Below are 12802 nucleotides of genomic sequence, written 5' to 3'. Positions count from 1 at the left end.
TGAGTAAGATCTTTTAAACGTCGCCTAGTAAGTTTTAGATAAGTTAGCGGGGGCTTTTTGTTGTCAAGACCCTTCCACAAAGGGGTTATCCATCACCGCCTTAAAAGGCAGGTTCCATGCCACCCTTCAATCTCCCAGGCTTATAACAGCTCTCTGAAGGAGGCTAAAAGTCATTAGACTGGACGGCCCCCCTTGCACATGCTCCTTCCACGTGTAATAATAGCTGCTGATAGGAGTGGGTCAGGAAAGACCACCGCTACCGCGGCCTTGATGAGGAAGTTATCGAAAACCAAGAAAGTGAGGGGATTCAAGGCCGGTCCAGACTATATAGACCCAGGGTATCACAGAGTTGCTACAGGTACGCCCGCAGCTAACCTAGACTTATGGATGATGGGAGAGAAAGGAGTGATGAACAGCTTAGCTAAATACGGTAAGGGATTCGACATCAGTGTAATAGAGGGGGTCATGGGACTGTACGATGGAGCAGGAGGGAAGTACAGTACTTTCGAACTAGCTAAGGTCACCGGAACACCTATAGTTGCGGTAATAGACGCCAGCGGGATGTCAACTACAGCAGGAGCGGTGGTTAAGGGATTGATCGATTACAGGGGGGCAGAAGTGAAGGGCGTGATCTTCAACAAGGTGAGCTCCGAGAGGCACTACTTAGAGTGCGCCAGTTCTCTGCCTGAAGGGGTGAAGCCTTTAGGTTACCTACCTAAGAGGGCGGAGATCCAAGTCGAGGAGAGACACTTGGGCCTGCTAACAGTGGAGGACAACTCTAGGGCAGAGAGAATAGTAAAGACCGCAGAAGAATCGTTGATCTTGGACGTGGATGACCTTGTGAATATAGCGACAACTGCGAGGGATTTGCCCGATGCTCCTGAGGAAAACAGGGAGCAAAAAGGGAGGGCGGCGGTGGCTTACGACAGTGCGTTCAGCTTTTATTACTTACAGAACCTAGACGCAATCAGAAGTAAGTACGAAATAGAGTTCTTCAGCCCGCTCAATAACGAGGTCCCTAAGGAGGTCGACTTCATATATCTAGGAGGAGGTTACCCTGAACTGCACCTTTCCGAGTTGGAGGCCGCCACTGCGACCAAAACCTGGCTCCTAGAGCAGATAAACATGGGAACCAAAGTTTTCGGGGAGTGTGGAGGCCTAATGTTCCTAGGCAAGAGGCTGCTTAGGGATGGAAGAGACTACAGAATGGTCGGTGCCCTAGATGTGGAGATTGAGACCAAGAGCAAACTAACCATAGGATACACGGAACTGGAGGCCGTAAAGGACAACTTGATTAGTCGAGAGGGAAGTCGAATACGGGGACACGAGTTCCACGTCTCCAAAGTGGTGAGTTACAACGAAAGACCCGTTTTCAGAAATCGACTAGGAAAGGGCCTAGGGGATGGTTGGGACGGACTTCAGGTGCAAAATGCCCTAGGAACTTATAGTCACTTCCTCTTCGCCAATCTCCCTAAGTTCCTTTCTTGACGCTTATTTTCTTCACTCTCTCCAACAACTCCTTCACTTTATTTACATCGTTAGAGTAAAGTCTCACCGTGTAAGGCACGGACTTCTTAGATGCGTCAGAGGGAACGATCTCCACGTACTTGTTCTCTGGGTTGACGCGGATCTCAGCATCAGCTAAGTGGACGCCGTGTATGGTGACCGATGGGAAACCGTTTCCAACTACTCCCTTCTCGGTGATCTTGTAGCTGTTAGGAGCGACCTTGTTGATGTTACCCATCCGGAAGACCCTCCTAGACATTATGAAGCTTATCCCGAAGAGGGCCTCGAAGTATATCACGTATATAACGAACCTGTAGATGTCGTTAGCCTTGAAGGCTGGAGAGTTTATTACCTTGATCAAGACGTCGTCGTAGACGAGTATCACTGCAACAGTGTAAATCAGCAGAAATAGCATGTACTTAAGCATCTTAGAGGACTGTGCAGTCAATTCCTTCACGTACTCTCTATCGTTCATTATGAGCTGCTGAACGTCCTTTTCCTCGTGGAGGCTCCTTGACGACATTACCTCCTTCATGAGACTCCTATCCCTAATCATTGGGTTAGTCCTGTAGGTGAAGATGCCTATGAATGCGAAGGTGCCGATGAGATAGAGTATATAGAACAGGAAGAAGTATTTGGGTAGGAAACTATTAGCAATTGCGAGAACTACCAGCAGTACCTGCGAAACGGCTAAGTACTTAGGACTGTAGGGATTAGGATACGAAGACATGGACCGACTGAAAAGCTATAATACATGAGGGTTATTAAACTTTGGACAGTGAGCCCATACCTATTGATCCTCGTCCTAGCCTCCATTCCTGCACTTCACATCGGATCTCACGTCCTCAGCGTCACACTCAACGGGGTCTCCTTAGACGCGTACTACAATGGGACTTACCAGGACTATCTTGTCAGGACGGAGACTGTGAATTTGAGCTCTTGCAGACTCGTTATTGTGTGGGTTGTCCTCTACAACGGGTCTTCGCCTCACTCTCAACCTGGAATCTACCCTGGAGGAGTATACTTAAACGTCGGTGGACAGCAAATTACCGTCCCCCTATTCGCGATTCAACCGAACTCCTCAAGGTTCTACTCGTTGCAGAGTTACGGAGTAGGCCTCTTCGTCTTCGCCAACCTGACGAACGTATCATCTCCCGCAACTCGGCTACCAGCCTACAGATCACACGCTGGATCGTTTCTTCCACTTTACGGAGTTCTCGGGGCTTTGATCTTCACTGCGTTCCAGGTTCTACGCAGAAATAAGTAATTACTCTTAAATAGGTCCTAAGTTTATGTAGCTCGTGAACGATAAGGCGAGGCTTAAACAAGAGCTAGAGCGTGGACTACCCGTGCTTGTATACGATTTCGAGGGAAGGGAGGAGGAGGTCGATATGGTTTTCTACGGGGGGGCAGTGACCCCAAAGAGTATAACCACACTTAGGAAGGAGGCGGGGGGACTCATCTGCTTCGTCACAGGGGAGAGAGAAGGAAAACTCCTCGGATTGCCTTTCTTCACCGAAATTTTGAGAGAAGTAGGAATGGGAGATCTCGTTAAGAGGCCTTCTTATGGTGACGAGCCTGCGTTCTCGCTATGGGTCAACCACATTGAGACGAAAACGGGGATAAGTGACAACGATAGGGCCAAGACAATAAGGGGCCTTCACGAAGTAGTTAAGCTCCTATCCACGGACGACGGAGAAGCGAGGAGGAAATTTAGGGAAAGCTTCATGGCTCCAGGCCACGTTCCAGTCCTGATTTCAAGAGGTGTAGACAGAAGGAGAGGGCACACGGAACTGGTGATGGTTCTTGCTGAGGCCCTGGGGCTGGAAAGGAGTATGGTGATAGCAGAGATGCTCGATGAGGGGGCCAGCTTGAGTAAGGAGAAGGCCAAGAAATTGGCGAAGAACTGGGGAGTCTCTTTCCTAGAGGGAACAGAAATATTAGGTGAGCTGGCATGAGGAAGTACGGTGTGGCCGACACCACGTTCTCCAGAGTTGACATGGGAAAGGAGGCGATAAGAGTAATATCCAAGGAGGACCCTGAAGCACAAATCGTCAGATATACCGTTCCCGGGATCAAAGACCTTCCGGCAGCCGCTAAGAGGCTATTGGACGCTGGATGCGATGGGGTGATAACCCTAGGCTGGGTAGGGAGGACTCAACTGGACAAGTACAGCTACATCGCGGCGAGCGTAGGCTTAATATTTGTACAGATCATGACCTCAAAACACGTGATGGATGTGACTGTTCACGAGGACGAGACAAACGAGGAAAGGCTGGCCCAGGTGGCCATAGATAGGGCGAGGAAACATGCCTTAAACTTGGTTAGACTAGTAAGGGATGGTCCCAACTCTCTTACACCTCTCGCTGGAAAGGGACTGAGGCAGGGGTACGAGGATGCAGGATCGCTCGATTAGGCTCGCCATAGTTGTGGCGGAGTTCAACTACGACGTCACCTACCTGATGCTGCAGAGGGCCCTATCCCACGCTAAGTTCCTCGGCGTTGATGTGCCACTTGTGGTGAAAGTCCCTGGAAGCTTCGAAATTCCCCTCGCGGCCTCTAAGTTAGCTGAGAGACCCGACGTCGATGCTGTGGTGACCTTAGGTGCGGTAATAAAGGGTGAGACCAAACACGACGAATCGGTGGCTTCTCAAGTTTTTAGAAAGATAATGGATATATCACTTGACTCAAACAAGCCTGTGACAGTCGGGATAATAGGACCTGGTGCTTCCCACGAACAGGCGGTGGACAGAATAGAGGAGTATGCGGTGAGAGCCGTGGAATCGGCGGTAAAGATGGTGAGGAGATTGAGGAGCTTGGAGGAAGTGAAGGAAGTAGGGGAGACAGTGACAGTGGAATGATGATGGCGGTGAGACTTTCTGGGTACAGAGAGTGGACGGAGATCCTAGGTGATGATAGAGAATGGAGAATACAGGAGGCACAGTTTAGACTGGCCTTAGGCATAACAAAGGAGGCAGATAGGCAGGGAACAATACCCTTTATGACTACATTCGATGCGTTCTTGGTCCCAACTATTGGGATTAAAGCGGGAGGGGCTAGGAGGATATTTCAGGAAGCAATAAAGGTGGCACCTGTCCTTCCGTCGGGCTGCGTGAGGTCTGGCAGAACTCCCTTAGAGGCCCAACGTCAAGCCTCAGAGTGCGCCAACAACATGAAACCAGGTGAGTTCGACGATGAAGTCGATTCTAAGGAGGGAGAGGTGTGGATTGCACACTTCGACGTCAATGGATTTTCAAGGAACAGGTTATCGCTGTACGAGAGGGCCGTGTGGGTAAACGAGGTCTTCTTAAAGCTCTCAAAGGAACTGATGAAATTAGGGGCGGTGGCGCAGTATATGGGGGGAGACAACATGGTGGCACTAATCGACCCATCGACTCTGCAGGAGGTTAAGGATGTGTTGAACGGCTTCGGCGATAAGCTAAAAGCGGGGGTAGGAAAGGGAAAGAACCCCAAGGAGGCAGCCGCTAGGGCCACAGAAGCCCTGAACAGAATAAGGAAGAAGCGTGAGGACAACTGGGTGGTAGTAGGCTCATCAACTTAGGAAGTGCGCTCCTAGGTCGTGAGCTAACCTTCGTTCAAGGAGTTCACATAGAGGTCTCTGAAAGTGGAGAGCTCTCTCACATTGGGCCTGGTTTCGTGAGTGGAGGGGAGGAGTTCAGAGGGGGAGTGGCTGTTCCTGCTTTAATCAACTCACACGCCCATACCGCCGACTACGTTAGGCCTGAGTACGGAGGAGACAAACCCATAAAGGAGGTTGTTGGAGATCCAGACAGCTTAAAGTACAGATTATTCAGGGAAGTTGACTCAACCGACGGTATTAGGGACTTCTTGAGGACTTCGGCGGAACTCGGAATAGCAGGTGTGATCGATTTCAGAGAGGAGGACATTTACGGGGTGGAGAGGGCCTCGAAGGCTAGAAGAGAGTATCCAGGCAGATACGTGATTCTAGGTAGGACTGACGAGAAAAAGCCTACAGAGGACAAGTTGAGGAAGTTGAGGGAGGTGGCAGACGGGATAGGGGTTCCCAGTGCGTCGTATTACGACGATGAGACGCTAGAGTTGGTTAAGAAAATCTTCCAGGGGAAAATGAGGGCAGCACACGTCTCCGAGACCCTGAAGCAAGGACTGGAAGGGGACCTAGAAAGGCTCCTAAGGCTATCCCCAACTCTCCTGGTTCACGGAACTCGCCTATCTATGAAGGAGCTAGAGGAGATAGGAAGATTGAAAATACCTCTAGTAATGTGCCCCAGGAGCAACCTATGGTTCTCCGTGGGAATACCACGAGTAGCGACTGCCCTGAAGAAGGGAGTGAGATTGCTTTTAGGGACTGACAACGGTGGGCTTGTATCACCGGACATGTGGAGAGAACTTGAGACCGCGACGTTAATAGCGAGGGCCGAAGATCCTTCTTTCAGCGATGCGAAGGAAATAATTGGAGCCGCAACCCTCAACGCTTACGAGTTTTTAGGAATGCAGCCTATAGAGGAGGGAGCCCGCGGTAATTTCGTCATCATAGATGGAGAGGTGAGTGGGATAAACAGGTCATTGGATAAGTATATGGCTATCGTGAAAAGAGGAGGAAAGGTCCTTTACACCATAATCGAAGGTCAGCATTTCCAGCGCAGCTCATGAAGTCGCGCGACCCTCTGATCATCACTCCTTCAACGCTCTCAACTTTATTATCCTCCATACACTAAAAAGAAACGCGGCCGTCGTCTAGCCTGGTTAGGACGCTGGCCTTCCAAGCCAGCAATCCCGGGTTCAAATCCCGGCGGTCGCACCATTTGTAATGGAGTTGAAAGAGGGTTACGCTCTCTACATCTAGGTGTGATATGGATCGATGGCCCTTATTTTCCGAACAGCGTCACTTCCTTGTAAGTGTCATAAGTAGCCATGCTAGTTAATGTGGAAAGGCTGGGCGATGAATAGGAGCACAGATCTTGAAGAAACTAGCGGACAAACCGAGGCTAGTTTAAGCGCCGAGGGCCTTAGGAGTGAGTAGAACTACTCTAAAGATATTTGAATAAAGACCAGAGCGTTCCCCAGTGAAGGTAAGGATTGTTGTACACAGTTGTATATACTTGAATTATTTTCAACATTAATCATGTACAATAGTTATTACATAGTAGAAATCCTGGACAATGAGATTAGGGCGGTCCTAGAGGCCGGAGCGAATTCCGTAGAGTTCAATGTGCTTCTCATATTGCAGTTCGTCATATACAGTTCAGGATAACGGAGATAAGAGGATAAGGACAGACCGTCTGTAAGTACCGGGCAGTTCATGATAAAACTATTATAAGGGAACTACGGCTACATATCTTAAGCCGGGGTGCCCGAGCGGTTAAGGGGCTGGCCTTGAGAGCCAGTAGGGACACCCCTGCGCGGGTTCGAATCCCGCCCCCGGCGTTTATCACTCGTTGTGTCTCGAGATATTCTAAAATTTTAGGTATTCTGAAACGAAGTTCTACTCAAGATGAGGTTCTATCAATCGTCCATAAGCCTCCCACCAAGAACACGGGCCGGTTCAAAGTCAGCGTAAATGACGTGACAGCTGAGATTTTAACACGAGTTCTCTTGCCCGGAAGGCTAGAAAATGTTTGAACGAAATGGAAATTAAAAACATATTCTGTTGCTCGTTGAAGTAGCAGTAAAGCAATGGACTGGCTTCCTCACCGCCCTTAGGGGCGAGGGTTCCCCTCATCGATTCGGAGTTGCATATCTCATGTAATTAGAAGTTTAACGAGGTATCCATTAGTGTTCCAACCTACAAGGGTCAGGATCTAAATTCCCTTTGGACTAAAACTCCCCTTAAGCTCAATGCAAAATGTCTCGATCCCTGCCAGGGGAATTCCTCTCCTCTTTGAACTCCCGTGAACTTATCCAGCCCTCGTGGACGGGGCTTTCTGCTTCTTCGCCTCACCTCGCCCAACGGGTAGAGTGCTACACAGGCGCCGAGGGCTGTCCCAGCCCAGAACTCTGATTCCCACTTCAGATCCGTTTGCGCCCACGAAGGGCCGTGGAATGGGGCGTAGGCGTACTTCGAGGACCCTCGCTTCGACGCCTCTCGGCGAAGTTCACTCCGTCTGTGGCTATCGTTGGTACAGTCCCTTGAGGTTGAATTTAAATGGAGGCTATCCATTCCACGGGAGGAGTCTTCCGCCCCAGCTCCCGTTAAGATAAAAGTTTCTCTACACTCTCGCTTACCTTTTAGAGTTAGTGGAGAACGTGAGAGTGTGACCCTAGCTTCGTTAATCTCTTCGATGACAACAGATGTAACGACGGTGGCTTGGAGTCTCTTCATACTGGCCTGGGCGGTTGGATGGGCCCTCAAGGGATCTCCACTTCCCATATTCAGGGTCAAGAGAGCAGGACAGGGCATCATAGAAGACGTCATTCTGGCAGCCTTCTGGTTAGCTCTAGGTACTACAGTCTTCGCAGCGATAACCTACTTCGCCTCTCAAATAACGGTTCCTGGTGCCTAGAAATGTATAATTCTTTTCAGTTTTTATTTTACGCTAACTCGTTGGCTATCCTCACCTACTTCATAGGTGCATTAATCTACGCTCTACCAGTTCCACTTCAAGGACTCAAGCGGTGGGCTCCGAGGCTGATATCAGATGGGATATATGCCTCTGTACTTATTAACTCCTTTCTTGGAATAGTTTTTCTCTCAAATCAAATCGCGTCTCAACTCGGTGCGTCTTGGTCTGACTTCTTCGGTTGGACATCTTCAGTCGTGAACTTGGAGTTCAATGTGTTCGCCGCAATTAGGACGATATATGCGTTGGTTTCTTTGGGTGGAACTCCAGCCTTAGATATATTGCTGGCTCCCCTCTCTTTTTTCTCCTCTCTACTCACAGGCACCATTGCGTCAATAGAAACCTTGGTGATAATTGGAGAGATAATAGAGTCAAACTACCCTATATTACTTGCATTGGGAGTTGCACTGTTCTCCATACCTTTCAGGGTTGGTAGGAGTGTGGGGTCTGGACTCATTGCGTCATCGACGGTGTTCTACATCGGCCTTCCTTACTTACCTAAGTTTATAGGGGGGATATTGGGATCTCCACTTCCATCGTTCAATCAACTTCTCCAAACCCACGATCCCCTAAATTTCGTGAACTTAATGGCACAGACGGTAATACCTGATATATTAAGTGTCACTCTCTTCCTCCCCGCGGTGTACGTTATCATATTAGCCGGACTCTCAGCAGGCCTCTCCACTGCTCTAGGCGGAAGTTCGACGAGGTTACCCTTCCCAATAGATATACTATAGGTGACAGCTTGAAGTCTTGGTCCTTTGCAGCACTGCTCGTTCTACTTAACGTTGGACTGATGTACATTTACACCAAAAACACATTCGATATTGTGGTTGGCATGTGTCTTAGTTTAATTCTAATTGTGGCTCTCAGGATTGTTGCTCGGTAGTGGCCCCAGCCTTTCTTCTCATATTCTCTTTCTTTATTTCCTTGTTCATGAATAGCGTTGTCCTTTGTCTTCCTCCCATTGTCTCTCGAGAAGATATTTCTAGTTCCCCTTTTTATCTCTATGTGGTTTAAGGGATGGAAGACCGCTCCCACGGGAAGCAGAAGTATTTTTAAATAAATTAAAGGCTACGAAGAATAAAGGTCTTGCGCGTCCACACCTTCCATTCCTGTAACTTTTTAAGGTGAATGGCAATGTGGGGAGGTGAGGATAAAAATGGCATCCATAGAAATTGGAAGAATCTGCGTAAAGACTAGGGGCAGAGAAGCTGGATCAAAATGCGTCATAGTCGACATTGTAGATGAAAACTTCGTGCTGGTTACAGGCCCTAGTAAGGTCTCTGGAGTCAAAAGGAGGAGAAGTAACGTGACACACATAGAGCCCACCGACAAGAAAGTGGAGATTTCAAAGGGAGCCACAGACGAGGAGGTTGAAGGAAAACTGAGGGAAGCTGGACTGCTAGACTTCATGAAGGAGAAGGTGAAGCCTAAGCTAACAGTGATGTGAGTTGGAGATTCGCCCCTTCATAAGGGAAATAGATGATTTTTGTGGGAACAGGAGCCCTTGGATAGTGACTAGGGAGGAGGAGGAGTTACCTAGTTACGGGAAAAGGCCGGAAGAGAGGTCCCTTAGCGAGGCCCTAAAGAACTCCATCTTGATCATAGATAAACCGCCTGGGCCGACGAGCCACGAAGTTGCGCATTGGATAAAAGTGTTACTGGGAGTGAAGAAGGCTGGGCATGGAGGAACCCTAGAGCCCTCCTGAGGGCGGGGATATCCCAAAGTGTCCGGCGTACTCCCAATCAGTCTAGAGAACGCCACTAAACTTAACGTGTTCTTGACTAACAACGATAAGGAATACATTTGCCTGATGCAGCTTCACGGACAGGTAGAAAGAAAGAGGTTATTAGAAGTTTTAGAGGAGTTTAGAGGTAGGGTCTATCAGAGGCCTCCCGTTAGATCCTCTGTGAAGAGACGGCTTAGAGTGAGGGAAGTGAGGGAAATAGAACTATTGGATGCGAAAGATCGTTTAGTGTTAATGAGAGTTTCGTCAGATGCTGGGACGTATATGAGGAAACTTTGCCACGATATGGGACTCGTATTGGGGGTGGGTGCTCACATGAGAGAGCTACGAAGGACTAGATCCGGTATATTCCATGAGAAACATGCTGTGACTTTACATCAACTATCAGAGGCGATTTTCCTTTGGAGAAGGTGCGAGAGAGAAGACGAGCTGAAAAGGATGCTTACGCCAACTGAGTTCGGAACCTGTGGAATGCCGAAAATAATCGCCTCTAACGGTGCAGTAGACTCCCTGACTCACGGTGCTCCACTCATGGCACCCGGAGTGCTGGCCTATCAAAAGTTCTTAGAAGGGGAAAGGGTTGCGATTATCACTAACAAAGGTGAACTCATAGCCATCTCTACAGCTTTGGTGGACTCAGACACGTTATCGTATATGGAAAAAGGGATCGTGGCGAAAATTGAGAGAGTATTCATGGAGTCTGGGGTTTATCCCAAGTTTAGAAAAGGAAACTAATCTCTCGCTACGGATCCGTCTTAGGAGAATCATTCACGTGGAGAACTCAAGGAGCTCACCAAATTATGTAATTCGAGGATCAATTGAATTGAAGGTGCCGCCGCGGGGATTTGAACCCCGGACAACCCGGTATCCGCGTGAGGTACTTCAGCCGGGTGCTCTCCCGGGCTGAGCTACGGCGGCGTTTAACGACTACACATCCTTACTTTTAAAGTCTTTTTTCTCAATCGAATATGGGGGTCGGGCGACACTCTTGGAGAGCCCTTTTAAGGGGTCGATGAAATAGAGTCTCCAGAGGCCCCCACAGTGAACCTAGCAATAGTCCAATTAACTAGACAAGATCAGTTGATCCTACGCGCTGTGCAGGAATCCTTCGAGTCCATGGGGATCGATGTAGATATTGTGCTCCAGCCCATTGGCCCTCACATCGGATCGCTAGACTGGGAGAGAGTCCAGTTCAACGCCGAGACCATGTTTAGGTGGTTCAGGACGCAATGCTCCGAAATCCTGGCAGGTGGCTATGACTCAACCGCGGGAATAGCAGAAGTAGATGCCTACTTAGGGGGATACGAGTACATCCTAAGCATGGCATCAAGAGGAGTTTCACTTAATTTCACGGCAAGATTGGACAACAGAGACGTCTCCCTCTATGTTAAGAGGGTGAAGAAGCTTGTGCTCAATAGCTGGGGTAGATCTCAAGGAATAACTCACGAAGGAGGGGGAAAGTGTCTCTTCTCCGAGATACGAACAGTTAATGACCTTGATGGCCTCCCTGAAGAACCTTGTCCACGTTGTAGGAGTGGACTTCAGATATCGACCACGAAGGTCAGTTTGTAGAGTTGTCCTTCCTTCTCGATATTGAGAAGATGGTAAGTCATTGCCTTTACTACCATTCTCGGCTCATGAACCGAGGGATTGAACTTCTCCCCTGCCACTAAAGCCTTCAACCTTAGGTTAGCCTCGTCTAAGTCAACGTGAAATTCACTTAAAACCAACCTTTCAGAGTCGTGAATCACAACCAAGGACTCAATCCACCTGTAAAGCAGGTTTGCCAGATCTTCACCTTCAACCTCTATCTCCCGATTTAATGCGGGCCTCACCTTTGAGGTATCGGTTATGAGTTCGAACAGGGCAGCACCAGCGTTCTCGAAAGCCTGAGGGAGTGTAGAGCCATAGGCCTCCACTCCCACATCGGCCGTGTGATCAAAGAACCTGAATCTCTCCACGGATTCACCTCCCTATCACTTCTTAAAGTCTCGGCGCCACCCAAACGTTAAGGTAACCGCCTCCTTCTATCTCGGCGCTTAAGCGTATGGGAACCTGATTCCCGAAACTGATCCTCAGGTCACCTAGACCTCCCAATGCCTGGAGCCCCATGTTCAATACTTCACTACTGTAGGATGAGGACGCCTCCGCCTCTATCGTCAGCTCCTTCAACGGCTTATCCCTCCTGAGGATCGCAGTGTAAGTTCTTCCTCCCTCGCTCGAGATTAGCTCAATTGAGTCTGCGAAGGCCTTGAACTCGAGTTCCTCGGAGATCACAGTCGACTCGGAAATCGCGGTCTCCATTACCTTGTAGCCACACGCGAACTCGACAGAGGACGAAACTTTAGGCTCAGGACTCTTCTGAATTTCTCCCTCCGTGACACGAAGATTAAGAGAACTCCTTATCCCTCTCTTTTCGTCCCTTACAACTAATTTTACCAGTCCGTTAGCCTCTGTCAGAGACAACGAAGCAGACCCAGTCTTTACTTTAGAGAACGACTTCCTGAGCGCCCCCAAATCGAAAGTCACCGAAACTGGTTTATCAACCTCATACTCCCTGAACGCTGTGTTTGGAATAAATACGGAGGCCATTGCAACCTTATCGTCAGTTAGCTTGGAGCCCGACAGTCCGTCATGTGTGAAGTTTAAAGAGAAGTTTGGAGAGAACTTCCCCAGACCATTCAGAACGTTATAGATCAATTCCGAACTCTCATGTAATAGGCGTATCATTGCACTTGCTTCCCCACTTTCCTCTTTTTCCCGTCCGTCCTCTTGGGACTTCTCCTTTCTCCCCTGGTAAGCTGTTTCTTAGCCTCTTCCATCCCTATTTTACCTTCGAGGAGCTGCTCCCACAGTTGAGTCCTTTTCACGAAGGTCTCTATTTCTTGTATAGAGACCGAACCACCCTCATCAGATTCCTCAATGTCCTCCGCTTCTACTTCCTCTGCCTCCCTCTCACTATCTTCGCTCACGAGTCGCCACCGT

At 49.0% G+C, this 12802-nt stretch carries 19 protein-coding genes and 3 tRNA genes; 16 read left to right on the top strand and 6 right to left on the bottom strand.

Features of this window, described 5'->3' with window-relative positions; genetic code table 11:
* Nucleotides 1-198: 198 nt before the first annotated feature.
* The gene (locus HS1genome_RS01725) at nucleotides 199-1488 is read left to right on the top strand and encodes a cobyrinic acid a,c-diamide synthase CobB (protein ID WP_126449242.1); all 1290 of its coding nucleotides are present in this window, start codon (nucleotides 199-201) and stop codon (nucleotides 1486-1488) included.
* Here HS1genome_RS01725 and HS1genome_RS01720 read toward each other — a convergent pair.
* On the bottom strand, nucleotides 1472-2236 hold the full coding sequence (locus tag HS1genome_RS01720; protein ID WP_126449241.1) for a DUF2208 domain-containing protein: 765 nt from the start codon (nucleotides 2234-2236) through the stop codon (nucleotides 1472-1474). The two genes, HS1genome_RS01725 and HS1genome_RS01720, sit on opposite strands and share 17 nt — an antisense overlap.
* A 48-nt stretch (nucleotides 2237-2284) precedes the next feature.
* Between HS1genome_RS01720 and HS1genome_RS01715 the strand changes: the two genes are divergently transcribed.
* The 11 genes from HS1genome_RS01715 (at nucleotide 2285) to cedA (ending at nucleotide 8803) form a co-directional block, all read left to right on the top strand.
* Nucleotides 2285-2773, top strand: coding sequence for a hypothetical protein (locus HS1genome_RS01715; RefSeq protein WP_145986043.1), 489 nt, complete (start codon nucleotides 2285-2287; stop codon nucleotides 2771-2773).
* Nucleotides 2774-2807: 34 nt separating this feature from the next.
* Complete coding sequence (locus HS1genome_RS01710) at nucleotides 2808-3464, top strand: 3,4-dihydroxy-2-butanone-4-phosphate synthase (protein WP_126449239.1); 657 nt, start codon at nucleotides 2808-2810, stop codon at nucleotides 3462-3464.
* Complete coding sequence (gene ribC / locus HS1genome_RS01705) at nucleotides 3461-3922, top strand: riboflavin synthase (protein WP_126449238.1); 462 nt, start codon at nucleotides 3461-3463, stop codon at nucleotides 3920-3922. The genes HS1genome_RS01710 and ribC overlap by 4 nt, the downstream gene beginning before the upstream one ends.
* Nucleotides 3903-4367: a 6,7-dimethyl-8-ribityllumazine synthase gene (ribH, locus tag HS1genome_RS01700; protein ID WP_126449237.1), complete on the top strand. Its 465-nt coding sequence runs from the start codon at nucleotides 3903-3905 to the stop codon at nucleotides 4365-4367. Before ribC ends, ribH begins: the two co-directional genes overlap by 20 nt.
* The gene (locus HS1genome_RS01695; protein WP_126449236.1) at nucleotides 4364-5068 is read left to right on the top strand and encodes a GTP cyclohydrolase IIa; all 705 of its coding nucleotides are present in this window, start codon (nucleotides 4364-4366) and stop codon (nucleotides 5066-5068) included. The genes ribH and HS1genome_RS01695 overlap by 4 nt, the downstream gene beginning before the upstream one ends.
* Nucleotides 5069-5193: 125 nt before the next feature.
* The gene (locus tag HS1genome_RS01690; RefSeq protein WP_158613663.1) at nucleotides 5194-6159 is read left to right on the top strand and encodes an amidohydrolase family protein; all 966 of its coding nucleotides are present in this window, start codon (nucleotides 5194-5196) and stop codon (nucleotides 6157-6159) included.
* 73 nt (nucleotides 6160-6232) lie between these two features.
* Nucleotides 6233-6310 (top strand) — tRNA-Gly (locus HS1genome_RS01685).
* 321 nt (nucleotides 6311-6631) lie between these two features.
* Nucleotides 6632-6760: a hypothetical protein gene (locus HS1genome_RS12940; protein ID WP_268243604.1), complete on the top strand. Its 129-nt coding sequence runs from the start codon at nucleotides 6632-6634 to the stop codon at nucleotides 6758-6760.
* A 90-nt stretch (nucleotides 6761-6850) separates the two neighbouring features.
* Nucleotides 6851-6933: transfer RNA gene (locus HS1genome_RS01680), tRNA-Ser, on the top strand.
* Between the two features lie 827 nt (nucleotides 6934-7760).
* Nucleotides 7761-8009: a DNA import protein CedA1 gene (gene cedA1 / locus HS1genome_RS01675; protein WP_179950427.1), complete on the top strand. Its 249-nt coding sequence runs from the start codon at nucleotides 7761-7763 to the stop codon at nucleotides 8007-8009.
* Between the two features lie 2 nt (nucleotides 8010-8011).
* Complete coding sequence (gene cedA, locus HS1genome_RS01670) at nucleotides 8012-8803, top strand: DNA import protein CedA (protein WP_308423722.1); 792 nt, start codon at nucleotides 8012-8014, stop codon at nucleotides 8801-8803.
* Between the two features lie 67 nt (nucleotides 8804-8870).
* Here cedA and HS1genome_RS12195 read toward each other — a convergent pair whose 3' ends face one another.
* The gene (locus HS1genome_RS12195) at nucleotides 8871-9107 is read right to left on the bottom strand and encodes a hypothetical protein (RefSeq protein WP_162299806.1); all 237 of its coding nucleotides are present in this window, start codon (nucleotides 9105-9107) and stop codon (nucleotides 8871-8873) included.
* A gap of 121 nt (nucleotides 9108-9228) precedes the next feature.
* On the opposite strand from HS1genome_RS12195, the gene HS1genome_RS01665 reads away from it, so the two are divergent.
* From HS1genome_RS01665 to HS1genome_RS01660, 3 genes are read left to right on the top strand one after another with little or no spacing between them, the layout of a single operon-like run.
* Nucleotides 9229-9519, top strand: a complete 291-nt coding sequence (locus HS1genome_RS01665; protein ID WP_126451262.1) for a 50S ribosomal protein L14e — start codon at nucleotides 9229-9231, stop codon at nucleotides 9517-9519.
* 1 nt (nucleotide 9520) lies between these two features.
* The gene (locus HS1genome_RS12415) at nucleotides 9521-9778 is read left to right on the top strand and encodes a tRNA pseudouridine synthase A (RefSeq protein ID WP_229768132.1); all 258 of its coding nucleotides are present in this window, start codon (nucleotides 9521-9523) and stop codon (nucleotides 9776-9778) included.
* Between the two features lie 18 nt (nucleotides 9779-9796).
* Nucleotides 9797-10552, top strand: coding sequence for an RNA-guided pseudouridylation complex pseudouridine synthase subunit Cbf5 (locus HS1genome_RS01660; RefSeq protein WP_229768131.1), 756 nt, complete (start codon nucleotides 9797-9799; stop codon nucleotides 10550-10552).
* Between the two features lie 95 nt (nucleotides 10553-10647).
* Here HS1genome_RS01660 and HS1genome_RS01655 read toward each other — a convergent pair.
* A tRNA-Phe gene (locus HS1genome_RS01655) sits at nucleotides 10648-10735 on the bottom strand.
* A 123-nt stretch (nucleotides 10736-10858) separates the two neighbouring features.
* Between HS1genome_RS01655 and HS1genome_RS01650 the strand changes: the two genes are divergently transcribed.
* Nucleotides 10859-11389, top strand: a complete 531-nt coding sequence (locus HS1genome_RS01650) for a hypothetical protein (protein WP_126449233.1) — start codon at nucleotides 10859-10861, stop codon at nucleotides 11387-11389.
* On the opposite strand, the gene HS1genome_RS01645 is transcribed toward HS1genome_RS01650, so the two are convergent.
* The 3 genes from HS1genome_RS01645 to HS1genome_RS01635 are packed head-to-tail and all read right to left on the bottom strand — an operon-like array spanning nucleotide 11359 to nucleotide 12789.
* Complete coding sequence (locus tag HS1genome_RS01645) at nucleotides 11359-11778, bottom strand: archease (protein ID WP_126449232.1); 420 nt, start codon at nucleotides 11776-11778, stop codon at nucleotides 11359-11361. The genes HS1genome_RS01650 and HS1genome_RS01645 overlap by 31 nt on opposite strands.
* A 22-nt stretch (nucleotides 11779-11800) precedes the next feature.
* A complete protein-coding gene (locus tag HS1genome_RS01640) occupies nucleotides 11801-12547 on the bottom strand; it encodes a beta clamp domain-containing protein (protein WP_126449231.1) in 747 nt (248 codons plus the stop codon).
* Entirely contained in the window at nucleotides 12544-12789 is a 246-nt protein-coding gene (locus HS1genome_RS01635; RefSeq protein WP_126449230.1) for an RNA polymerase subunit Rpo13, read from the bottom strand. Before HS1genome_RS01635 ends, HS1genome_RS01640 begins: the two co-directional genes overlap by 4 nt.
* Nucleotides 12790-12802: the final 13 nt, after the last annotated feature.

It is taken from the genome of Sulfodiicoccus acidiphilus (assembly GCF_003967175.1).
GTDB classification, from domain to species: Archaea; Thermoproteota; Thermoprotei_A; order Sulfolobales; family Sulfolobaceae; genus Sulfodiicoccus; species Sulfodiicoccus acidiphilus.
The sequence above is the reverse complement of the archived record's forward strand: the minus strand, read 5'-3'. Positions and strand labels throughout refer to the sequence as shown.

Coding starts and splice junctions, on each gene's coding strand:
- HS1genome_RS01725 (WP_126449242.1), top strand. CDS start 199: ATGCTCCTTCCACGTGTAATAATAGCTGCTGATAGGAGTGGGTCAGGA.
- HS1genome_RS01720 (WP_126449241.1), bottom strand. CDS start 2,236: ATGTCTTCGTATCCTAATCCCTACAGTCCTAAGTACTTAGCCGTTTCG.
- ribC (WP_126449238.1), top strand. CDS start 3,461: ATGAGGAAGTACGGTGTGGCCGACACCACGTTCTCCAGAGTTGACATG.
- ribH (WP_126449237.1), top strand. CDS start 3,903: ATGCAGGATCGCTCGATTAGGCTCGCCATAGTTGTGGCGGAGTTCAAC.
- HS1genome_RS01695 (WP_126449236.1), top strand. CDS start 4,364: ATGATGATGGCGGTGAGACTTTCTGGGTACAGAGAGTGGACGGAGATC.
- HS1genome_RS12940 (WP_268243604.1), top strand. CDS start 6,632: ATGTACAATAGTTATTACATAGTAGAAATCCTGGACAATGAGATTAGG.
- cedA (WP_308423722.1), top strand. CDS start 8,012: ATGTATAATTCTTTTCAGTTTTTATTTTACGCTAACTCGTTGGCTATC.
- HS1genome_RS01665 (WP_126451262.1), top strand. CDS start 9,229: ATGGCATCCATAGAAATTGGAAGAATCTGCGTAAAGACTAGGGGCAGA.
- HS1genome_RS01640 (WP_126449231.1), bottom strand. CDS start 12,547: ATGATACGCCTATTACATGAGAGTTCGGAATTGATCTATAACGTTCTG.